The sequence below is a fragment of the Enterococcus sp. AZ188 genome, from assembly GCF_050544075.1.
Classification (GTDB): Bacteria; Bacillota; Bacilli; order Lactobacillales; family Enterococcaceae; genus Enterococcus_D; species Enterococcus_D entomosocium.
In genome coordinates, this window is record NZ_CP172943.1 from 2495940 (window position 1) to 2517351 (window position 21412).

Below are 21412 nucleotides of genomic sequence, written 5' to 3' on the forward strand. Positions count from 1 at the left end.
GCGCGAATATGTCTCTCAATAGATAATTGAAACACTAAAGCACCGAAAACGGCGTCTTCGGTGCTGACCAATTTCCTTTTGTTTACTGCAAACGCCATTGAATAATTGGTTTGACAACAAGGATTGCTCTTTAATCCTGTAAAATCGCCGTTTTCAAGCACTTCGATTAATCATAAAAAAGCTGACAGGGAAGACTGCTTTTCACCCAACTGGCAAGATTCATCGGTTGCTTCTCTGCTTTAATTTTTCTTGGAAAAATCACCTTTTGCGATGGCTTTGTCCGTACAATAGTGGCCTTTGCCATGGGTCTGACGGACTTCTGCCAATTTTTCTTGGATCATCTCGAGGATCACCATGAGGTTGTCTTCATTGGCAACAAAGTCCAATTGATCCCCATCAATTTGCATTTTCGGACAAACGTCAAAGTTTTCATACCATTCATCGTATCGCTGATTCAATTCTTTGTAATAGTCGTACAATGTCGGATCATTGGCAATTTGTTCATAGGAACGACCACGTTTATTGATCCGTTCGATCATCGTATTCAAGGAAACCTTGATATGAACCATTAAATCTGGATGTTTCAACGGCGCCGATTCTTCCAATTCCCGCAGCATCGTATTCAACAGGTTATCGTATTGTTCGACCTCCATCGGTGCGATTCGACCTAGATCCGCATTTAGATGAAACATCAAACTGTCCTCATAGATGGAGCGATCAATGACATTGTCATCATTCGACAAAGCTTCTCGCATCCCTAAAAAACTTTTGTTTAAGAAAAAAATCTGCAATAAAAAGGCGTATCGTTCTGGATTGGAATAAAACAATGGCAGAACATCGTTGTCCTCCACGTTTTCATAAAAAGGCTTCGACGCCATTTCCTTCGATAAAAAATCAGTCAAACTGCTTTTTCCTGCCCCGATCGTACCTGCGATTAATAACACATTCATCCATCCTTTATTAAATATAGTCACCTACAAATGCTCGGTGCGCCATCTTTTCAAAATCATACGCTGTTCGTGCCGTCAAATCAGTCAAATACGCTTGTATCGACTCCGTCAACATCAGATTGACCGCCGCGGCTTTTTCCTGAAAAGCGATCACTGGTTTATTTAGTACGTGTGCTGCGCCGATTTCAAAGGCTGTTCCCGGATCAGTGATTCCTTCATGGTAATCCAAAACGGCAACGACGACGTCGGCTCGTGTCAATTCCAGCACGTCTTTTTCAAAAATTTCTCTCGCCCATTCCGGTGTATTGGGTTCAGATGAACCTTCTTGATACAGGCGCGGCGAATAGACCGCCAAAGGCTGTGGGTTTTCAGCTAAACTGCGTTCTACCTGTTTGAGTCGTGCGACTTGTTCGTTTGAAAAAAACGGTCCAGCTAAATAGACATGCTTCATCCTGCCAAGCACTCCTTTCCTGACCCCTTCGCCGCCAAACGTTGGATCAACGACTCAACGTCAGATAGGAAAAAGAGCGTTTCCGGCAGTTCAGCCCAAGCAAAGCTGGAAGCTTCAAACATTTTTAGCAGTGGCTTCAGTCCATCCTTCAAGCCTTCGTTCATCAACACACCGATTGGCTTGACTGGCAATTTCCCAAGAGTCATAAAAGAGCATATTGATGACAACTCCTCTAGTGTACCAAATCCACCAGGTAATACAAGGTAGGCATCGCTCATTTCCAGCAATTGTTGTGTTTGCTCCTCCCTCGTATCCGTATAGAACTCAGTGTATGTGCTTGATCCAGTGACAATTGGCGGCAAATCTTCTGCAAAGGAACCTGATGGATAGATCCCCGTCACTGCGCCTTCTTTTTCAAAGACCCCATTAACGATCTCCCTCATCAAGCCAGCCAAAGGGGCGCAATAAATCAACTCGATGTGATTTTTTGCTAAGGCATTGCCGATGGCACGAGCGGTCTTTGCCAACTTTTCCTCATTTTCTAAACGGGTACCGCAAAATACAGTTACTCTCAAAAACAACAGCTCCTTCTTCACTACACCTGCTATTTTACACAATCTATTAAAAAAGTAAATACTACATATTGTGCTTTATTTAGATAAAAATCGATCTATTCACTATATATTGTATGAATCCGTTTACGTCTTTTCGCTTTCCCTTAAACGTTACAAACTTTGAAAATAGCAGATAAGAAAAAACAGAATCAGCTGCCATCGATTGCCTCAGTCCTCTTTCATCCCACATAAAAAAACACGATGCAGGTAGGCTCGTGTTTTTTTATCCATCACTTTTTTTCTCTTGTCCAAGCAAAATTTAGCAAAAATCTGTATAAAAAAATTATTTTTCGTCGGTGGCTGCTTTCAGCTTTTTCAAATCCTCTTGCTCGACAAAAAAGGTCACTTCTCCTGTTTCTAAATCGACGGATGCTTTGACTTCAACCCCTCGTGGGAAAAACTTGCTGGCATCAGTCTCGATTTTCAAACGCATCGTTCCGTCTTTCAATCCAGCACCATAGGTCATCGTACGAAAGTTCTTTTTCATTCCTGCTCGCTCCTTTTTTAATAGCTCATCGACACTGCACCCATAAAGGGTACTCAGTTTCAATAAATTCAAACTGTCTGGTACCGTCTTGCCGGTTTCCCAATTTGAGATCGATGTGCGGGTCACTAAAATTTTTTTTGCTACTTCTTCTTGGCTCATTTGCTGTGTGACTCGATGGTTCTTTAGTGCTTCCCCAATCGTCATCTTGTCCTCCTTCTTCTACCTTAACGCAGACCTGCTGTGGTTTCTGCTCAAATCCATTGATATTACGGCATTGTCAAACAGTTTTGACAGGATTTTCTTAAACGAACTCTCCGTGATAGCGGTTTTCTTTCTATCATAGATGAAAAAAGAACAAATGACTAGAAAATGATTTTTTTATTTCGACTATATTACGACAAAAAAAGTAGCACGAATAAATCGTACTACTTGAGAAAACATGACCTGTTGTTAACGGTGGATCGTCACTTCTTTTTTGACTTCCACGGTGATGCGGCCATTTTTGATGACCACTAAACGTTCAGGAATATCGATCAGCACATCGGCTTTTCTCTGGGTATCTAAAAGAATCAAATCTGCGCGGTTGCCAACAGCGATCCCATAGTCTTTGATATTTAATGCTTTGGCGGTATTGGTCGTAATCATTGGCAAGACTGTCGGCAGGTCATCGGCGCCGCCTAAATGCGCCACTGGCACAGCCAACATAGCGATTTGAATCAAATCACCGTTGCCATAGGGCGTAAAGGCGTTACGAATATTGTTGCTGCCTAAGCAAATATTCACACCGGCATCACGTAATTTGCGAATCGGCGTAACGGCACGACGAACGTTGTAGGCATCATTTCTAGCACCTAAGTGTAAGTCGGTCGCAGGCAACGGCATCACATTGATTTGGGCTTTGACCATCAAATCGATAACTTCTGCCAGCTGATCCGGTTCCATAGCGTGCAGCGCAGTCAAATGTCCTACAGATACCCGACCTTGGTAGCCTTCTGCGATGGTTTTTTCACACAGGTAGACGATCGATGTATCGTCTGCTTCGTCAGCAAAATCCTGATGCAAGTCAATGTCTTTGTCAAATCGTTTGGCGATCTCAAAGATCAAGTCGATGTGTTCATTGGCTGGCGCATCATTGTAAGGAATGCCGCCAACGACATCGGCGCCTTTCTCCATCGCTTCGATCATCATTTTATCCGTCCCTGGGGCTTTAAAAATTCCTTCTTGCGGAAAGGCAACGACCTGAATGTCGATCAGGTCTCGGTATTCTTCTTTTAAGCGCATGATGGTGTCAAACCCTGTGAAGCCTTGCGCCGGATCAAATTCGGCATGGGTGCGAACAGCAGTCGTACCATGTACGATCAGCATTTCTAATGCACGTTTCGCTCGATCATAAATATCTTCTTCGGTAAAAGTCGGTTTGAGCTTTGCCGTAACTTGGATCGCTTCTTGTAATGTACCTGAATTATTAGGTTCACGATCGGCAATCAAGGCTTTGTCTAAGTGGATATGGCTTTCGATCAATCCGGGGATCACCACTTTGCCTTTCGCCTCAATCGTTTTTGCTGCTGATTCTTCAATGTTGGGTGCAACTGCGGTGATTTTTCCTCCTGAAATGGCAATGTCTACTAATTCTGCATCGTCTTCAAGACGTGCTTGCTTGATCAATAAATCCATGTTTTCCTCCTATCCATCAGCCAAACACTAAGCCGATGACTAATAATAATACGGCTGCTAAACTCAACCACTTCACGTTTCCTTTGACCACATCTAGAATCGGAATTTGGAAACCAGAAGATAAAGCTTGCATCGTAATGTTGACGAAACTCATTTGACTGCCGAGTCCAACCCCCATCGTTACAAAACCAAGAGCTAACACTGGGAAGCCTAATGAAACGGCAACTGGTAACACTAATGTTAATACGGAGCCAACATAGGCACCTGCGGGAATCCCAATCAAGACACCCGTCAAGATCGCCACGGGAACGACGATCGCTGCGGGGGCATTTTGTGCCGCACCAGCAATAACAGCAAATGTCCCAGTTTCAGCGATCACGTTGATGAAGGCTAAAAAGATCCCCACTTGGAACAAGCGGGTCAAAATATACGTGGATCCGTCCACCATCGCTTCCACCGATTGATTCATCGAAAAGTCGGTACAAACAAAAATCAACGCCAACGTGACCACCATATAAACTAGCGGCGTAAAGAGGACAAAGCCGATCAGGTCATTGATCAACGGGCCAAAGATGACCGCAAAAAGCAAGAAGATCGCAGGCAATGTCGTTTTGAATAACTCGCCATTGCTTTTGTTTTCGTACTCTTGGTTGGCTGATTCTTTGAAGCCCAGATGACGACGCTTGGTCCCGAAGAATGCCAATAAAATCGCCAAACCAACGAATAACAACCAAAATGGGCGCATTTGATCGACATAAGAAGCGACACTAAAGCCGCCCAGTTCAGACACGATACTAGATTCCAAAGAGGCAGGAGAGGTCGTAAAGGAGACAGCTGCCGCTAACGACATCGCTGCGATCAATTCGGGTACCACCCCAACTGCCGCAAATGCTAATGGTGCGATCACCATTGCACTCCCGCCGCCGATCCCAGACATATAAGTCGCTGCTGCCAATAAGATGACAATAAAACCAGCCACATATTCCACTTTTCCTTTGGTCCCTCTTTTGGCTAAGGTTAAGGCTGCCGTATAACTACCGGCTTTGAAGACCGCCATCGCTACAGCGGAATTGATGATTGGCACCGTAATACTTAACATCGTCGGAATAGCTTCCAACAGTTGCGAATTGGCTTCAGCTAAACTGATCCCGCCAATAATCATCGCCAATATCCCAGCAATCAAGCCAGCAATGATCATATCTACTTTTTTAAAGAGTAAAACCAGTACTAACACTAACGGAATCAGTACTAAAAATGCTTTGACTCCAGTTGGTGCAACGATCTCATTGATCGCTTCTGCCGCAAACACTGTTCTTTCTGAAAAGATAAAAAGAATGAGAGCCATAAACAGTGAGACGAACGTTCCCTTTTTTTTCATCACATTTCTCCTAACTTATATGAATCTTCATATAATAAATGTTGTGTTGCTATGGGGTGTTGCTGATTGATTTTTCCGCTGATTTTTCTCTGGTGTTTCCCACCTTCTTTCCTCGAAGAAAGGAACCAAGCAAAAGGAACCTGCTTTTTCGACCTTTTTCGCCACTTTTTCTTTCTCTATTATAATTCTTGTTGTTAACGCTTTCTTTGGACATTATTCTAAAATAAATCTTCGTTTTTTATCCAATTGGCTAAACGCGCAGAAAAAAGCGCGGCCTGTGGAGAAAAGAGCCTTCATTTGATCCTCTGGCCTTTTCTCGGAGCCCCGCTTTTTTGATGTATCTTCTGACTATGATCGTTTTTCCCCTCGGTTTGTCCAGCGTTTCAGTTTATAAAAAAGCATCAGTTGCTTGCGCGCTCGCTTGATCCGCTGGTAGCGCTTGGGCTGCTTCTTGTAAAATGCTTGATGGTAGTTTTCCGCTGGCCAAAACTGCGTGGCCTTGCGGATCTCAGTCACGATGGGTTGCTGATAATAACCAGATTGGGCTAGTTCCTTTTTGGCTCCTTGCGCAAACACTTCCTGTTCAGCAGTCGTATAGAAAATGATTGGGCGATAAAAATTGCCGCGATCTTGAAATTGTCCGAAAGCATCTGTCGGGTCTGTCACTTGCCAGTACAACTGCAACAAGTCCTGATAGGTGATGATTTTGGGATCAAAAATGATCTCTACTGCTTCGACATGCCCTGTTGTTCCACTTAGTACTTGATCATACGTCGGATTCGGGACTGTTCCCCCAGTATACCCCGACAAAACGGAAAGAATGCCCGGCTGGTCTTCAAAAGGCTCTACCATACACCAAAAGCAGCCGCCAGCAAAAATAGCCACTTCTTGTGCTTTTCCACCTGTTTCGGTCGGCTCCACGGAAACTTCTGCTGGTTGGGCTTTGCTTGTTTCTTCATTCATTGCCTTTTTCGGTGCTGGCTGGCTGATTGTTTGATAAAACTCGGCGACATTCGGGGTCAGATTGTTTCTCAGTGCCAAAGGACGCAACGACGCTTCTAGTTTTTCCAAAACCCGCCTGGTCTGTTGGTCTTCAAGACTTTTTGACGATTCCTTTTCGTGTTTGCCTGCTTTTTGTTTGGTCGCCAGCTGGGTTTCCAAGGTATTTTTCGCTTGCACCAGTTGTTCTCGTTCCCACTGTCTCGTGCCAGGATGCAAGATCAAATTATAGATTTCTGACAGCCACGCCATCGTTGTTTGCTTCATCACCATTGCCCCTTTGCCTCATGAACGAGCCGCTTTCACTCCTTGTTTGGTTGCACTGTACCATAGTTTCGACGATTCGCCCAATTTGATGCCCAAAAAACGTTCGAGAGAATGTCTCGAACGTTTTTGGCTTTTGTATAGGTTAGCGTATAAATCGTTCAGGATTTTGAGAATGGCGTTGCTATCTCAAAGATTACAAAGGAGTATAAGTTTACGGACACACTGTCTATAGAATAAAAGAAAACAGCATGGTCAACATAGATAAGATGACCATGTTGTTTTTATTTACTTACTTTTTGAAATATTGTTCTAACTTTCATCAATAACTCCTCAACCAATCTCTCATGCGCTTTTTCCAAAAAAACACACGCTCTGGCCTCATAATCAATTGTCGTTAATTGATCTAGCAATACTTTTCCTGTTGTTTTCATGCCATAATCTGGATCAATACTTACATATAACGGATAGTTTCTACTTGTACTAGAAATCGGAGCAATGGTGGCAACGTTACTATAATCTGCAATCATGTCATGACTTAAAACAATATAGGGCCTTTTTTCCGTTTGTTCATGTCCAGAACGAGGAGCTGTATCCAACAACAAAATATCACCTTGTCTAGTTTTTTTTACCACCTTTCATTCCCTACGGCTTCACCTAAACGTTGAATTTCCACCTGATTTCTCTCAGCAGTGTAATTTTCAAATAACTTTTCAATCGTTAACTCGTTTTCTGAATTTGCCGCTTCGATGATTAGTCGCTTATGCCCGTTTACTTCTTCTTGTATTATCTTCACTTTGTCATCAGTATGAATGCCAAGATACTCCATAATGTACTTTGGCAATCTAAGACCGTTACTATTGCCCCATTTTTTTATAGGTAACATTTCCATGCGCGACACCTCTTTCTATATATACATAGTATAAGATATATCACGACGGAGTATATACATAATTATCCTTTTGTCGAAGCACCTAAATTCATTTAAAAAGAATTGTTCTTAAAAGTTTACTCTGCTGTCCTAAATTAGGATCTTTCTATCCTAACTAATTGAGCTACTAAAGGAATTTTGAAATGAAGAATAGAAAAAGGATCAAAAATTATTAAGTTTCTGATCCTCAATAATATTGTACCAATATTATCTCACAACAAGAACAAAATACATAAATTAGACTCTGTCGCATTCTTAAAAATCAAAATTGTATAATATCATACTATGATTAGTTGCTTGATTCGGTGAAACCTTCTTCATTAGGCGCAACTTGCCACCCAGCACTATGAAATGCTCTTGTTATTAAGTCTTCAACAAAATTTGGATTATCTGTAGGGTAGCCGTGGTCATATAATATTTACCTAGAATAGATTAATAACATGCCACTATCTTGATTAGACCGTGCCATCAGTTGAATAGCATGTTCTAACTCGTCGACAGTGGCGCCAATATTGAAAGTAGTGTTTTGGTTTTGTGCCAAAGTCATCCGTTCATGAAAATCCGATATCAAACTTTCTGCTTGGTTATACCATTGCGGCTCCGATGTAGATGGCGCCATAGTTTCGCTTGTGCTCCTTCCTGATTGTTCGGTACTCCCAATAGACTCCATAAACGTTGGTTCCTTCATCGCCTCGACAAACCGATTTATTGGGTGCTCCGATTTTGCCAAGACATAGCCAAATAAAATTACCAATGCGCAAGTTATACCAGATACAATCACAGATGAAAGAGTTGATTTTTTCATAGATTAATTTCCTATTAATAAAAACTCTTGCTTCAAGAGTATCTGTGCTAACTTTTGAACCTCTTGTCGATTACATTTTCTCTCAATTTCTTTCTGACGTTTCTGATCGATTGGGCTTTTGAACTTAAGGGATCCGCATCGGTATGTTTTATATGTTAATTCTTCCATTTGATTTCCTCTTTCCTTACAATGTAAATCTTATAATAAGGCTATTTAAGAAGAAAATAAAAAAAGTCCGATATAATGGACTTCCCAACAATTTCTATATAAATATTCATTCCCCAAATAAGTTATTGACAACTATGTTTATAGTTATTATCCCTTTAATTAATATAAATCATAATTCTCTTTAAATACCTTCAGCTTCCTATTTGGGCAAATTCATCTAATTTGACCTTCTAATTCAAATTAGTAAACATATTTAGAATGAAAAATAAACCATAGTATTTTAAAACTTAAATAGCTTTCTAATTTAAGTCTTAATATCTACTTTTAAATAGATGCACAATCGAAAACTACATGCCCTATATAATTATGAAACTAATTGTGAATAAAGCTCAGCTAAAGAGTCTTGATTTAAATCTCTCATTATCTGAAGCATTTTTTGTGTAAGATCTCTTCCCTCTTGCTCAGGCCCTCTTTTTATTAATAGTAACCCGCTAAAAAACTTATATACCGTTCGGTGAAAAAATTCTTTATAATCGGTTGATAGTAAATCTAGCTGTGTTAATAATACTTCTGTATAGTCATACTGCTGCCTTTTAAATGTATATTCAATTAGGTTGATCAACAAAACACAATATATTTCTCTTCCTTTTTCAAGTTTCACATAACGTTCCATCAATTTTGAAACTCTTTTAAAAAAAACTAGAATAATTTCACTATCTAAAAATTCGAGTGTATTCGTAAATAGTTGAATTTCTTGCAGAGACCAACTTTCCACATCGATCAGATAGGTTAAAATGGTATGTCTATCAGCTTCTAAAACTACTTTGGTATTATATTCCCCATACTCTTCAAAATATTCTAAGAGGCGTATCCGAGATCAGACCTCAGCAATTCTAATTCCATTTAACTTGCCGGATTTTACTTGCAGATCTTCTAAAAGATGTTTGAGTCCTTTGATATCTTGATTGTTCGCCAGTTTATTATAAATATAATTATAGTTATTCTGTTCATTTAATTGGTATCCATTAGAAATAAACATAAATTCATCAATGTCCATAGAAATATTGTCTAATATTTGCATCAGTATATTGGCTGATATTTGATGTTTTCCTTTCTCAAATTCAATAGCATATGATTTAGATATAATATTTCCATATACATCTTTCTGGCTAAATCCTTTTTTTAATCTTATTTCCCTTATAGTTTCTCCGTACATATAGTACTCCTCTCACATTCAAGATTCTCTCATCCATATCAACAAAGAAATATGTATGCTAGCATATTATTCATTAAATTTCTTTGAAAGGATATTTGATCTTATTATACAATTTGTTTTCTGATCATTATAGTGACTTAACCTATAAGATGAAAGAAAAAGAGGAGTGAATGACTTGGATACATCTCATTCGCTCCTCTTTTTCTTTCGTTTAGATTAAAAACAAGAAGTCCTAATCGTGAAAAACATCTCATCTGTATCATTTAGTCTTTAATTTATTTCTTAATAGCTTAGTAGTAGTTATAGAAATTGAAATAAAGATTGATAAATATCCTAGTGGTATACAAAAGAATGCTGGCTCTACAACAAATCCTCTTGAGTCCAGATGCGACCCTACCAAGTTACTAACCATAAAGAGCACTACTGCTAATAAAAAAAAGAAAATTGAACTGCCAAATTGTTTCATTTTATATTCCTCCTGCTTTTTACTTTATTTAAATGATTGGTTCAGTTTAACAAGTAATGGATTTATTATCATCTATGAAAAAATCCGTTAAATCAATAAAAGGGCGTACAACTTGGCTAGTGGTTCTTGGTTTAATTTTTTCATAATATCTAACATATTTTCTGCAATAGCTCTTCCCTTTTCTTGATCAAGTTTTTTCATTACCAAGAGTCCCTCAAAAAAATTATAAACGGTTCTATAAAAAAACTCTTTATAGTTGGATGATAAAAGATCCAATTGGATAAGTAATACTTCTGTATAGTCGTATTGCTTTTTCTTAAATGTATATTCCAATAAATTTATAATCAATGCGCAATATATTTCTTTCCCCTTCTCTAGATCGGCATAATATTCAAGCACACGAGAAACTCTTTTAAAAAGAATAAATATTGATTCATTGTCTAACAAATCTAGCGTATTAGCGAAAAGCTTAATTTCTTGAAGTGTCCAACTTTCCCTCTCAATTAGGTAGGTTAAAATAGTCTGTCTATCTTCTTGTAAAATCACATTTGTATCATAAACACCATTGTCTCTGAAATTTCGTAAAATTCGGAGACGAGACCTTACTTCAGCTATTCTAATATCATTTAATCTACCTTCCCTACTTTTTAATGTTTTTAATAAATCTTCTAGACCTTCAATATCATGCTTGTTGGCTAGCTTACTGTACGTACAATCATAATACGTTTTTTCGTTCATATTATAGTTATTAGCAATAAATAAAAATTCGTCTATTTCTATAGATAGATTCTGTAAAATTTCAAGCAATATATAAGTAGAAATTTGATGCTTTCCTTTTTCGAATTCTACTGCATATGATTTTGATATGATGTTTTCATACACTTCTTTTTGAGTTAACCCTTTTTTCAGACGAATTTTCCTTAACGTTTCTCCATACATTTATTATCCTCCTATCATAAGATTGTATTAAAAAACTTCTTATATTTCTTATTATAGTAATCTTTCTTTTTTTGGATCATCAGGTATTAAATATGAGACCGAAAAATTCGAAACAATAATTTTTTTATAACTATTACGAGTCATGTATTGAACAATAAGGTTCTTTATATAAATAGAAAAAAAGAGAACTAGCAAGTTCTTGCTAATTCTCTTATTCGTCTATATATCAATATAGGAATTAAAAAAACACTATTTGAGAAAAAAGATAATAAAGCCTAGCGAGTCATAGATAAAATGACAGATCCAACTCACCCAAACACTAGATGATTTCTTCCATACATAGTTTAGTGCTAACCTAGCCGGTGCTAGGGTGAATATTAATTGTATAGGGTGAAATCCATACGCAGGAATGTGCCAGCATGCAAAAAGAATGCTGCAGATAATTGTTGACCAGAAAAAAGAAAGGCCTTTTTTCTGAAGAGCGATTAGGATATTTGTACTTAATAGTTCTTCTCCCATCAGCATAAAGGGCACTTGAAACAAAATCATTTTTACTGAAAGTGTATCATTAATCGCATTCGGCGTAGGTTGCCCAAAAATTAATGAATAGAGGAATGAAAAAAGCATTCCAGAAAACAAAACAAGAGGTAATCCCCAGGCGAATGATTTAAAGTTGAAGTGCTTGAACTGATTTAGAAAGTCCTTTCTTAATAAATAATACCCGGCAATAAAGGCAAATACTAAATTCCAAACCGTTCCAAAAACGACATGAAGTAGCTCGGGAAAATTTATAAAAGATAAAATTTGATAAATCAAAGCAATTCCTATAGTAGTCAATAACAAGAAATTAGCTGATTGTTTTTTCATATTTACCCAACCTCCTTATTTTTATCTGATTATTATTTTAAAACTATTCAAACATGGTAGCCTTCTCGGGAAAAATAAATATACATACTAATTTTCTGTTTCATACAAAATTTTGTAAAGTTTTGTATTTTAATTATACCATATTCATATTGAATACCAGGAAGATTGAGAAAGACTGATACTATACCAAGGACAACTAATTTTCCCAGCATTATCGTGCTTGCTAAAAATGAAACATACGATCATATAGATAAATCATTATTTATATTATATGTACCTATATTTTACTTTTTTGAAGTATGAAATATCTGTCTTTTTAGGTTATTTGAACCTAAAATAACCTAAAATAGATTTTGCAACAAAATAAATAAATGGAGAATTTAGAACATGAAAAAAAAGCAATTATCAAAATCTTTAATAGCCACTGGCTTACTTTGTACAATATTCGGGAGTGTTACAACATTTGCAGCCAGCACTGCACTTTATCGTGACTCCACGGCAACTACAGAAGCTATCTACCAAGGTGTTCATGCCTTATCCCGAACTTTAAGCGGCACTAAGACAGACTTGGCAACAGCGTTAGTAGATAAAGCAAAAGCAGAAGCTGATAAAATAAAAGCTGAGAATGAGAAGAAAGCTGTCGAAAATAATCTCGAAACGGCAAATAACACAATTACTGATTTAAGAACACAAATTACAAATGCCAATAACGCTGTCACAGAAGCGCAAGCCAGTGCAGCTCTTGATAAAAAAACTGCTGAAGATAAAGGAAGTGCCGTAGCAGCTGCAAAAGATGAACAACTAGGCGCCCTTAAAACTGCAGTTGATAGTATCCTGTCTGAGCACAATGTGCTTCCTGACAGTAATAAAGATAGTGTAGAAGCATTAAAAGGTAGCGATGATGCAGCAAAAGCTGTCGATGACGCCAATAAGAATCAAACAGAAAAAGTGAATCAAGGTAATTCATAAATTTGTTTAGTTCTTCTAATATCAAACTGTAAATCATGAACCCTAACATTAAATAGGTTTATTCAAAGTATTATGCTCAATAGATAATAAACTTTGAGGTAAATAATAAAAAAGCAACCCATCATAAATAAAAATGTCAGGTCAGGAGAGTAAAGTTCTGTCCTGTCTTTTTATTGTAAATATATATTTAAATCGCATATTAAATTTTTATATTATCTGAATAAAATTCACTTTGAACAGTCTCCTGAAGTCATTTATTTTATAGAAGTATAAGTGAGTGAATCTTACTAATATTTGTCATTCCATCCATCCTGAATATTTCTTCATAGTAAGTTCCGCTATCTATTTCTGCCAATCTTATTATTTCAGTTTCAGATAATTTGAAAATATTGTCATCAATTAAACTAGATAAAATTTGCAACTTAGCATCGATTCGTACCAATTCTTTGATGGTTGCAAACGCATTTTTGGTAGAAATATTCTGAATCAATTTAATGAAATTTTCTTTTGTCGTTATATAGTACTCGTTAATTAATGGATAGTTATATTTTTCGAAAAAATCATCGAAAAATAAGAAATATTCGTTAGCTGATTTTATTGTCACTTGTTATCTCCTTTCAAATTTATTCTAAGAGATCCGCACAATACCTATTCGTTTATTCAAAATGTTTCCTCTTCTACTTGTCATTTTAAAAGCAGTCTGCGAATTTCCATTTATTTTACCTCTTGAATTTGGTCAAAGAAAAAAAAGTCTTTAATTTAGGACTTATAAAAGAACATATGACTTTGGAAGTTTATTGTTATTCATGGAATTGAGTTACAAAAGAGATATTAATCATCTTTATGTACACACATATTCAGAAAAATTAATTAACCATTTTGTCCTTATTATCTTTGAATACAAGTAAGAATATGATTACTAGAAACAAAAGAAGAAACAATGGGCTGTTTTAGAACAAGAATTTCAATAAATAATATAATAGCACTCACCATAATTATCATTGAGGTACTAAATTTAAGACCTTCTATGTAGAATAAGCCAAAACCTTATATGATAAGTTTTGTCAGACAGAATCAAGAAATTTTCATGAAATAATTCATTGAATTTAAATACCATTCAGTATTTACTTCCATTTTCACTGGTGTTCATGGAGATTTGTCTTTTATTTTGCCGTGGATTGACTATCTTATTCTAAGTTCTTAGACAAGATACTTGTATTTCTACGAGAAAAACCAATCACAAATCGAATTTGAGGAGAAATTTTAATCATGAAAAAACAAATCATTGCCACATCAATCATATTAGCTAGCATAACTACCGTAATCGCGACTGAGGCTCAAGCCAATGCAGACTCCATCAATGGCGTTGATGTAACAACTGATCAAACACAAAAAAAAGCCACCAGTGAAAATGGTGAAACTTGGGTTAATGATAATAATGTATGGTATAACCAAACTTCAGGGGATAACGGTATCATTACACCACCGAATACTCCCGGTCAGCAAAAACCTGAGCAGTCTTTAACGCCTGCTGAACCTAATCAAACACCGCCGATTATTAAGCAAGAAACCCCATCTGCACCATCGGTACCTACAAAAGCCGAGTATATCGCACCGGCTAAACCTATCTCTGAGCAAAAAGTACCGAATACGCCAGCTGTTCCTGCTACTCCTGTGATAAATGTCCCTGATTTGCAGCCGAATGCATCGGTTCAATTGGTTCCTGCTACTCCTGCTGTTCCTACAAAAGCCGAGTATATCGCACCAGTTAAACCTGTCTCTGAGCAAAAAGTACCGAATACGCCAGCTGTTCCTGCTACTCCTGTGATAAACGTGCCTGATTTGCAGCCGAACACGCCTGTGCAATTGGTTCCTGCTACTCCTGCTGTTCCTACAAAAGCCGAGTATATCGCACCAGTTAAACCTGTCTCTGAGCAAAAACTACCGAATACGCCAGCTGTTCCTGCTACTCCTGTGATAAACGTCCCTGATTTGCAGCCGAATACGCCTGTGCAATTGGTTCCTGCTACTCCTGCTGTTCCTACAAAAGCCGAGTATATCGCACCAGTTAAACCTGTCTCTGAGCAAAAAGTACCAAATACGCCCTTTGTACCTGCAACTCCTGTGATAATCGTCCCTGATTTGCAGCCGAATGCATCGGTTCAATTGGTTCCTGCTACTCCTGCTGTTCCTACAAAAGCCGAGTATATCGCACCAGTTAAACCTGTCTCTGAGCAAAAAGTACCAAATACGCCCTTTGTACCTGCAACTCCTGTGATAAACGTCCCTGATTTGCAGCCGAATACACCGGTTCAATTGGTTCCTGCTACTCCTGCTGTTCCTACAAAAGCCGAGTATATCGCACCAGTTAAACCTGTCTCTGAGCAAAAAGTACCGAATAAAAAATACGAGGATCCAATAAATAAACAGCTAAAAGAAGTACCTAGTATGATACCTAGCCAACCAGCAGAAATGACACTAAATGTTCCTATTAAAAAATTTCCACAAATGAATACTTTTAATTTTTCTATGCAAGAAATCAATACTTTTGCGACTACTATAATTGATAATACATTCTCTACAAATACAGAAAAGATTACTCCTGCAACTAATGTACTAGTCGAAAAACAGCCATCACTTATCGATGGAGATATCCCTAAAAATTTAAACCCTTTTGATCATAAACAGTTTATTCAAGCTAGTAGAGTACCAATTATTGAAAAACCAGTAATTATGAAATTGGAACAACTAAGTGAACAGAAAACAAGCCGACCTGTCCCTAAGACTTCTGAAGAAAAGCAAACAATTAAAACAATCCAATTCAAAACAGCGCTCATGAAATCTGAAAGTAAACAAACAGCGCAATCTTTAACAAAAAAAGAAAATCAGGTAAATAGAGAGACGATTCCCCTGCCTACTAGGTCTTCAAGGCATGACGTGAAATCCACACTCTTAAAATCTTCAAGCCTAGCAATGATGCCTAAAACAGGAGACGCCGACTCTTTTACTTTTCAAGAAAGTTTACGAATCATTGGTTTTGTTTTGGCTAGTCTAAGTCTGTTAGGTTTATCATTTAAAAGTAGAAAAGGTTACAAGAAATAAGATATAAAAAGACTAGCTCTATATGGCTAGTCTTTTTATGCTTTATTGAAATTTGACATATAAAGTATTATTATTTGTAAACTTAAGTTAATATATTTTCATAGATCGCTAGTACTAATGATCTATGAAAATATTAATAAAATAGAGATCAAAATTTTAAGTTTCTGCCCCTCTTTTCTTAATCTATAAAAAAGGCGCTATAATTTATGGGACTGATGAATCAGAATTGACTCTCCAATCTCATTTTCATTTTAAGTAGAAAAAAGATCATTCTCTAGTTTGTTTAAATCACCCCAAAACAACTAAGGACACGATATACTATATGAACGACTCCATCAAAAATACCAATATGAATAGACAAGCACTCGTTGATTACTGAGTTCTTTTACGATCTTTTTGAAAAAAGCACAGATCGAAAGGGCGTACCATCAGTTAGGTACGCCCTTTTAAGAGATGTGGAAAATCTACATGATACAGAAGTTCCGCACAGTTATTTTTCAAAGACATTAAGTGATGATGACGTTTCTTCCTTTTGCAACGTCGTGATGACTGGACCTTCTTTGGTGATGGCGATCGAGTGTTCATATTGGGCACAATAACTGCCGTCAATCGTGCGTGCTGTCCAGCCGTTTGGGTCCATCTTCATGCGCCAAGTGCCGGTCGTGATCATCGGTTCGATGGTGATCGTCATGCCCTCTTTCAAACGAATTCCTTTGCCAGGTAACCCGAAATGAGGAAAGAAGGGTTCTTCATGAATGGTTGGGCCAATGCCGTGAGCAATAAAGTCCCGCACGACACCATACCCTTTTTCTTCAGCAAAGCTTTGGATCGCATAGCCAATATCGCCGACGCGGTTGCCGACTTGTGCTTGCTCGATGCCTTTCATTAAGGCTTCTTTCGTTACTTCCATCAGCGCTTGATGTTCTGGCGAAATCTCTCCTACAGCATATGTCCAACAGCTGTCAGAGATTGCTCCTTTGTAATCGACACAAAAATCGACTTTGACGACATCGCCTGATTTTAAAACATATTCTGAAGGGAAACCATGACAAATCTCTTCATTGACACTGATACACGTCGCAAATTCATAGCCTTCAAACCCAATTTGCGCGGCTGTTGCCCCTGCAGCTTCTATCTGTTGATGGACAAAGGCGTTGATTTGGTTCGTGGTGATACCGGGAACGATTTTTTCCCGTAGTTGCTCGTGAATACTTGCCAAGATACGACCGGAAGTTTTCATTTGTTCGATTTCTCGTGGGGATTTTAATGTGATCAATAGATGATCTCCTTTCCTTAAATAGCCATTACCATGTTTCTTTTAATAATACACCTCATCTAGAAATAAGCCATGAGAAGGCACTGTTTCACCAGCTGCTTGTCGTACTTTATCGGCTAACACTTGATCGATCACTTCTGGCGGCAGTGTGCCATCGCCAATGGCAATCAGTGTGCCTGTCAAGATTCGGACCATTTTATGCAAAAAACCGTTGCCTTTGAAGGTAAACCGCAGTAGGTCGCCTTCTGGTGTGATGGTGATTTCATCGATCGTCCGCACCGTTGATTTTTTTGATTTTTTCAACGCAGAAAAGCCAATAAAATCATGGGTGCCGATCAACTTCTCAGCTGCTTGCTGCATTTTTTCCAAATCAAGGGGCTGCGGGCAATGAAAACTGGTATTGCGAGCAAAGACCGATGGGATCGCGTTGTTCCAAACATAATAGCTGTATTGCTTGCCTTTGGCGTGATAGCGTGCATGGAATCGTTCAGGCACTTCTTCAATCTTGTTGACAACGATGTCTTGCGGCAAATAGCGGTTAAAGAACTGCTGCATCTCTGGCAAACTCATTTGATGGGTCGTCTTGAAATTTGCCACTTGTCCTCGAGCATGCGTGCCCGCATCGGTTCTACCAGAACCCACGATCTCAATTTCTTCTCCCGTCAATAATTTGATGACCCCTTCAACTTTTTCTTGGATCGTTTTTTCAGAATCTCCTAGTCGTTGCCACCCTAAGTAGCGCTTGCCGTCGTATTCAATCGTTAGTTTGATATTTCGCATGGTTGTTGCTCCTTTTTACCGGTAGTACCGGTGGATAATTTTTTCTATTATACTGCTTAAGATATTTACTTATGATACGGCGCTCCCGTATTGATTCGATACGCGCGATAGATTTGCTCCAATAAGATCAACTTCATGAGTTGATGCGGATAGGTCATTTTGCCAAAGGAGATTTTGGCATCACTGCGGCTCATGACTTCTTGGCTTAAGCCTAGGGATCCGCCGATGACGAAGGTCAGTTGGCTTTTTCCTTGGATGCCGAGTTGATCGATTTGTTTGGCGAAGGCTTCGCTGGTGGGATTGGTGCCTTCGATTGCTAAGGCAAAGACATATTCGGTGTCTTTGATTTTGGCTAAAATGCGCTGGCCTTCTTTTTCTTTGATTTGCAGCATTTGGGCTTCACTCAAGGTTTCTGGTGCTTTTTCATCTGGTACTTCGATAAACTCAAGCTTTGCGTATGCCCCCAATCGTTTGGCGTACTCGTTGATTCCTTGAACGAGGTACTTTTCTTTTAGTTTTCCTACCGTGACGATTTTGATTTTCATAGATTTCTCCTCGTTATCCCCTTATTTTATGAAAATGTGGACAATGCTATCCACAACCTTTTACACACTTTGACTTTCTTTGAAATCCTTCTATCTTATCTATAAAACTGCGACACTTCAACGATTTCTTCATCCACCCAACCAACCCCATCAAGTTTGTCCACACACTGTGGATAAAAAGACCTTTACTTCTCCCCAGATTTCTCTGCTATTTTTATTCAAAAACGAACGGGCTTTGCGAAGAAAATTTCATCGTTTGAAACAGATTCTTACGCAACTTCTTCATATTTTTTTCAAAATCTCTTAGTAGACTAATCTCAGATAGAAGGAATATACTGATTATAACGAATTATTCATTAAGGGGGAAATAGTAATGGCAAGAAAATATGTCACACCAGGTAAGAAAACTTCTCCTGGTTTATTAAAACGATTAGGTATTGGGATTTTAGGCGGTATGGTCGGCGGATTATTGACCTTCGGCGGTCTGTATCTGGCAATGGGTTCATCCTTGACTTCAACACCAGAAACCACGACCAACAGTGGGGTCCAAGATTCTAACGGGCAAACACAAGTATCTAATGTCAAACTTGATGTGACCAGCGATGTCACTGAAGCAGTTGAAAAAGTACAAGATTCCGTCGTTTCCATCATTAATTTACAACAAAGTCAAAGCAACGATTGGAACAGCCTCTTTGGTCAGCAAGGTGGACAAAGTGAAGGCGATAGCCAAAGCGAAGACGACAGCGCCTTAGAAGCTTCTTCTGAAGGTAGTGGTGTCATCTACAAAATCGATGGCGACGATGCCTATGTCGTAACCAACAACCACGTAGTTGAAGGTCAAGATGGTTTGGAAGTTGTCTTAGCAGATGGTACAAAAGTCAAAGCTGAATTGGTAGGTACCGATTCTTACACAGACTTAGCCGTCTTAAAAATCTCTTCTGAAAAAGTTACAACTGCCGCAACATTTGGCGATTCAAGTGCCTTGAAAGTCGGCGAACCAGCAATCGCGATCGGTTCTCCTCTAGGCTCTGACTATGCAAACTCTGTGACACAAGGGATCGTGTCTTCCTTGAATCGTCAAGTAACAAGCCAAAACGAATCTGGTGGTACGATCAGTATCAATGCGATCCAAACGGATGCTGCAATCAACCCAGGGAACTCAGGTGGTCCACTGATCAACGTTGATGGTCAAGTGATTGGGATCAACTCAAGTAAAATCGCCAGCACCTCGGGCTCTGCTTCAGGCGTTAGTGTCGAAGGGATGGGCTTTGCGATCCCAAGTAACGATGTCGTTGAGATCATCAATCAACTAGAAGCAGACGGCAAAGTGGTTCGCCCTGCACTAGGGATCCAAACGATCGATTTAGGTTCAATCACATCACAACAACAAGAACAAATCTTGAAAGTTCCTTCATCTGTAACTTCAGGCGTTGTGATCTACTCAGTCAACAATGCAACACCAGCAGAACAAGCAGGATTGCAACAATATGACGTTATCACGAAAATCGATGATACAGAAGTCAGCACCACAACGGATCTGCAATCTGCGTTGTACAAACACAAAGTCGGTGACACGATCACTGTAACCTTCTATCGTGGCGATGAAGAAAAAACAGCAGAAGTAAAACTTTCCGTTGATACATCGATCAACGAACAATCAACAGACAGCAGCAACTAATCACCAAAACCAATCGAAACAATCAAAAAATGAACTGCCGCAAAAACAGGAAGCGGCAGTTCATTTTTTAGGCTTTACCGACTGGAAAAGCTTCACCTACAACGGCATCTTGAGGCAGCTCAAGGATGCCTTTTTTCATTGGGGCACCTTCTAAATGTAGTTCTTTAGCAGAACAGATCATTCCGAAGCTTTCTACGCCACGAAGTGTCCCCGGCCAAATCATCAAGCCATCCGGCATCATTGCGCCAGGTTTTGCGACAACGACTTTCAATCCTTTACGAATATTGGCAGCGCCACAGACGATTTGCAAGACTTTCCCATCTCCAACTTCTGTTTCCGTGATAGAAAGATGGTCGCTGTCTGGATGTTCTACACAAGATTTCACATAGCCAACGACGATTTTTGGTTCCGTATCTGCAGGCAGTTCTTCGCTGAATCCTGCTTCTTTGATCATGGTGTTCAATTGTTGGATTTGTTCTTTCGTCAACGTCACTTGACCACGGCCTTCGATCGTCATCACTTCTGAGATCGCAAAAAAGTTCCAGCCAACGATCGTGCCTTCTTCATTTTTGATTTGGGCAACATTGCCTTTGCGTTCGACGGTTTGTTCTAATCCTTTATCATCTGCTGTGATCGCAAGCAGTGTATCACTAACATATTCTTTGTTATAAGCAAAAATCACGTTTTTTCCTCCTTAGGTACTTACACATTCCGCCCATAATCTTATCAAATTTTTCGGCATCCGTCATGGAATTTCTTTGTTTTCCTTGAAATTCTAGTTATTTTCAAAGACAAAAAAGCCTGAAAACCAGCTACTGCTCATTTGCTAAAGACAATGCTTCACTAGCGAGCA

At 38.8% G+C, this 21412-nt stretch carries 22 protein-coding genes and 1 pseudogene; 3 read left to right on the forward strand and 20 right to left on the reverse strand.

Features of this window, described 5'->3' with window-relative positions:
• Positions 1-239 precede the first annotated feature (239 nt).
• The 15 genes and pseudogenes from IGI86_RS11615 to IGI86_RS11685 all read right to left on the reverse strand — a co-directional run bounded on the left by IGI86_RS11615 (position 240) and on the right by IGI86_RS11685 (position 12209).
• Positions 240-944 carry a deoxynucleoside kinase gene (locus IGI86_RS11615; protein WP_082741596.1) on the reverse strand — a complete coding sequence of 235 codons (705 nt, stop codon included), beginning with the start codon at positions 942-944 and terminating at the stop codon, positions 240-242.
• 16 nt (positions 945-960) lie between these two features.
• A complete protein-coding gene (locus tag IGI86_RS11620) occupies positions 961-1401 on the reverse strand; it encodes a nucleoside 2-deoxyribosyltransferase (protein ID WP_429967286.1) in 441 nt (146 codons plus the stop codon).
• Positions 1398-1976 (reverse strand): LOG family protein, encoded by a 579-nt coding sequence (locus tag IGI86_RS11625; RefSeq protein ID WP_008379089.1) that lies wholly within the window; start codon positions 1974-1976, stop codon positions 1398-1400. The genes IGI86_RS11620 and IGI86_RS11625 overlap by 4 nt, the downstream gene beginning before the upstream one ends.
• A 322-nt stretch (positions 1977-2298) precedes the next feature.
• Entirely contained in the window at positions 2299-2706 is a 408-nt protein-coding gene (locus IGI86_RS11630) for a helix-turn-helix domain-containing protein (RefSeq protein WP_061054425.1), read from the reverse strand.
• Between the two features lie 246 nt (positions 2707-2952).
• Positions 2953-4176, reverse strand: a complete 1224-nt coding sequence (locus IGI86_RS11635; RefSeq protein ID WP_016613635.1) for an amidohydrolase family protein — start codon at positions 4174-4176, stop codon at positions 2953-2955.
• Between the two features lie 16 nt (positions 4177-4192).
• A complete protein-coding gene (locus IGI86_RS11640; RefSeq protein ID WP_005225442.1) occupies positions 4193-5554 on the reverse strand; it encodes a hypothetical protein in 1362 nt (453 codons plus the stop codon).
• A 348-nt stretch (positions 5555-5902) separates the two neighbouring features.
• A complete protein-coding gene (msrA, locus tag IGI86_RS11645) occupies positions 5903-6826 on the reverse strand; it encodes a peptide-methionine (S)-S-oxide reductase MsrA (protein WP_087664979.1) in 924 nt (307 codons plus the stop codon).
• A gap of 275 nt (positions 6827-7101) precedes the next feature.
• Positions 7102-7452 carry a type II toxin-antitoxin system PemK/MazF family toxin gene (locus IGI86_RS11650; protein WP_087664980.1) on the reverse strand — a complete coding sequence of 117 codons (351 nt, stop codon included), beginning with the start codon at positions 7450-7452 and terminating at the stop codon, positions 7102-7104.
• Positions 7446-7709 carry an AbrB/MazE/SpoVT family DNA-binding domain-containing protein gene (locus IGI86_RS11655; protein WP_087664981.1) on the reverse strand — a complete coding sequence of 88 codons (264 nt, stop codon included), beginning with the start codon at positions 7707-7709 and terminating at the stop codon, positions 7446-7448. Before IGI86_RS11655 ends, IGI86_RS11650 begins: the two co-directional genes overlap by 7 nt.
• Positions 7710-8166: 457 nt before the next feature.
• Positions 8167-8553, reverse strand: coding sequence for a hypothetical protein (locus tag IGI86_RS11660; RefSeq protein WP_087664983.1), 387 nt, complete (start codon positions 8551-8553; stop codon positions 8167-8169).
• A gap of 3 nt (positions 8554-8556) precedes the next feature.
• Complete coding sequence (locus IGI86_RS11665) at positions 8557-8721, reverse strand: hypothetical protein (RefSeq protein WP_176374317.1); 165 nt, start codon at positions 8719-8721, stop codon at positions 8557-8559.
• 364 nt (positions 8722-9085) lie between these two features.
• Positions 9086-9937: pseudogene (locus tag IGI86_RS11670) on the reverse strand (helix-turn-helix domain-containing protein).
• A gap of 259 nt (positions 9938-10196) precedes the next feature.
• Positions 10197-10403 carry a DUF3955 domain-containing protein gene (locus IGI86_RS11675; protein WP_194188424.1) on the reverse strand — a complete coding sequence of 69 codons (207 nt, stop codon included), beginning with the start codon at positions 10401-10403 and terminating at the stop codon, positions 10197-10199.
• Positions 10404-10490: 87 nt separating this feature from the next.
• Positions 10491-11342, reverse strand: a complete 852-nt coding sequence (locus IGI86_RS11680; RefSeq protein WP_194188425.1) for a helix-turn-helix domain-containing protein — start codon at positions 11340-11342, stop codon at positions 10491-10493.
• A gap of 249 nt (positions 11343-11591) precedes the next feature.
• Positions 11592-12209 carry a CPBP family intramembrane glutamic endopeptidase gene (locus tag IGI86_RS11685; protein ID WP_194188426.1) on the reverse strand — a complete coding sequence of 206 codons (618 nt, stop codon included), beginning with the start codon at positions 12207-12209 and terminating at the stop codon, positions 11592-11594.
• Positions 12210-12596: 387 nt separating this feature from the next.
• Between IGI86_RS11685 and IGI86_RS11690 the strand changes: the two genes are divergently transcribed.
• Positions 12597-13178, forward strand: coding sequence for a hypothetical protein (locus IGI86_RS11690; protein ID WP_207463048.1), 582 nt, complete (start codon positions 12597-12599; stop codon positions 13176-13178).
• Positions 13179-13437: 259 nt separating this feature from the next.
• On the opposite strand, the gene IGI86_RS11695 is transcribed toward IGI86_RS11690, so the two are convergent.
• Positions 13438-13782, reverse strand: coding sequence for a DUF7006 family protein (locus tag IGI86_RS11695; protein ID WP_005234616.1), 345 nt, complete (start codon positions 13780-13782; stop codon positions 13438-13440).
• Between the two features lie 665 nt (positions 13783-14447).
• On the opposite strand from IGI86_RS11695, the gene IGI86_RS11700 reads away from it, so the two are divergent.
• A complete protein-coding gene (locus IGI86_RS11700; RefSeq protein ID WP_430617309.1) occupies positions 14448-16280 on the forward strand; it encodes a hypothetical protein in 1833 nt (610 codons plus the stop codon).
• Between the two features lie 490 nt (positions 16281-16770).
• Here IGI86_RS11700 and map read toward each other — a convergent pair whose 3' ends face one another.
• The 3 genes from map to rlmH form a co-directional block, all read right to left on the reverse strand.
• On the reverse strand, positions 16771-17556 hold the full coding sequence (gene map / locus IGI86_RS11705; RefSeq protein ID WP_087664984.1) for a type I methionyl aminopeptidase: 786 nt from the start codon (positions 17554-17556) through the stop codon (positions 16771-16773).
• Between the two features lie 42 nt (positions 17557-17598).
• The gene (gene truA / locus IGI86_RS11710) at positions 17599-18336 is read right to left on the reverse strand and encodes a tRNA pseudouridine(38-40) synthase TruA (protein ID WP_005225435.1); all 738 of its coding nucleotides are present in this window, start codon (positions 18334-18336) and stop codon (positions 17599-17601) included.
• 65 nt (positions 18337-18401) lie between these two features.
• Entirely contained in the window at positions 18402-18881 is a 480-nt protein-coding gene (gene rlmH, locus IGI86_RS11715) for a 23S rRNA (pseudouridine(1915)-N(3))-methyltransferase RlmH (RefSeq protein WP_430617310.1), read from the reverse strand.
• Positions 18882-19254: 373 nt separating this feature from the next.
• On the opposite strand from rlmH, the gene IGI86_RS11720 reads away from it, so the two are divergent.
• The gene (locus tag IGI86_RS11720) at positions 19255-20559 is read left to right on the forward strand and encodes a S1C family serine protease (RefSeq protein WP_008379110.1); all 1305 of its coding nucleotides are present in this window, start codon (positions 19255-19257) and stop codon (positions 20557-20559) included.
• 67 nt (positions 20560-20626) lie between these two features.
• Here IGI86_RS11720 and ytpR read toward each other — a convergent pair whose 3' ends face one another.
• Positions 20627-21241: a YtpR family tRNA-binding protein gene (ytpR, locus tag IGI86_RS11725; protein ID WP_005234600.1), complete on the reverse strand. Its 615-nt coding sequence runs from the start codon at positions 21239-21241 to the stop codon at positions 20627-20629.
• Positions 21242-21412 lie beyond the last annotated feature (171 nt).

What these genes read in the sequence shown, in the direction of transcription:
- IGI86_RS11620 (WP_429967286.1), bottom strand. Translation starts at nt 1,401, where the DNA reads ATGAAGCATGTCTATTTAGCTGGACCGTTTTTTTCAAACGAACAAGTC.
- IGI86_RS11630 (WP_061054425.1), bottom strand. Translation starts at nt 2,706, where the DNA reads ATGACGATTGGGGAAGCACTAAAGAACCATCGAGTCACACAGCAAATG.
- IGI86_RS11635 (WP_016613635.1), bottom strand. Translation starts at nt 4,176, where the DNA reads ATGGATTTATTGATCAAGCAAGCACGTCTTGAAGACGATGCAGAATTA.
- IGI86_RS11640 (WP_005225442.1), bottom strand. Translation starts at nt 5,554, where the DNA reads ATGAAAAAAAAGGGAACGTTCGTCTCACTGTTTATGGCTCTCATTCTT.
- msrA (WP_087664979.1), bottom strand. Translation starts at nt 6,826, where the DNA reads ATGGTGATGAAGCAAACAACGATGGCGTGGCTGTCAGAAATCTATAAT.
- IGI86_RS11655 (WP_087664981.1), bottom strand. Translation starts at nt 7,709, where the DNA reads ATGGAAATGTTACCTATAAAAAAATGGGGCAATAGTAACGGTCTTAGA.
- IGI86_RS11660 (WP_087664983.1), bottom strand. Translation starts at nt 8,553, where the DNA reads ATGAAAAAATCAACTCTTTCATCTGTGATTGTATCTGGTATAACTTGC.
- IGI86_RS11665 (WP_176374317.1), bottom strand. Translation starts at nt 8,721, where the DNA reads ATGGAAGAATTAACATATAAAACATACCGATGCGGATCCCTTAAGTTC.
- IGI86_RS11675 (WP_194188424.1), bottom strand. Translation starts at nt 10,403, where the DNA reads ATGAAACAATTTGGCAGTTCAATTTTCTTTTTTTTATTAGCAGTAGTG.
- IGI86_RS11680 (WP_194188425.1), bottom strand. Translation starts at nt 11,342, where the DNA reads ATGTATGGAGAAACGTTAAGGAAAATTCGTCTGAAAAAAGGGTTAACT.
- IGI86_RS11685 (WP_194188426.1), bottom strand. Translation starts at nt 12,209, where the DNA reads ATGAAAAAACAATCAGCTAATTTCTTGTTATTGACTACTATAGGAATT.
- IGI86_RS11690 (WP_207463048.1), top strand. Translation starts at nt 12,597, where the DNA reads ATGAAAAAAAAGCAATTATCAAAATCTTTAATAGCCACTGGCTTACTT.
- IGI86_RS11700 (WP_430617309.1), top strand. Translation starts at nt 14,448, where the DNA reads ATGAAAAAACAAATCATTGCCACATCAATCATATTAGCTAGCATAACT.
- truA (WP_005225435.1), bottom strand. Translation starts at nt 18,336, where the DNA reads ATGCGAAATATCAAACTAACGATTGAATACGACGGCAAGCGCTACTTA.
- rlmH (WP_430617310.1), bottom strand. Translation starts at nt 18,881, where the DNA reads ATGAAAATCAAAATCGTCACGGTAGGAAAACTAAAAGAAAAGTACCTC.
- IGI86_RS11720 (WP_008379110.1), top strand. Translation starts at nt 19,255, where the DNA reads ATGGCAAGAAAATATGTCACACCAGGTAAGAAAACTTCTCCTGGTTTA.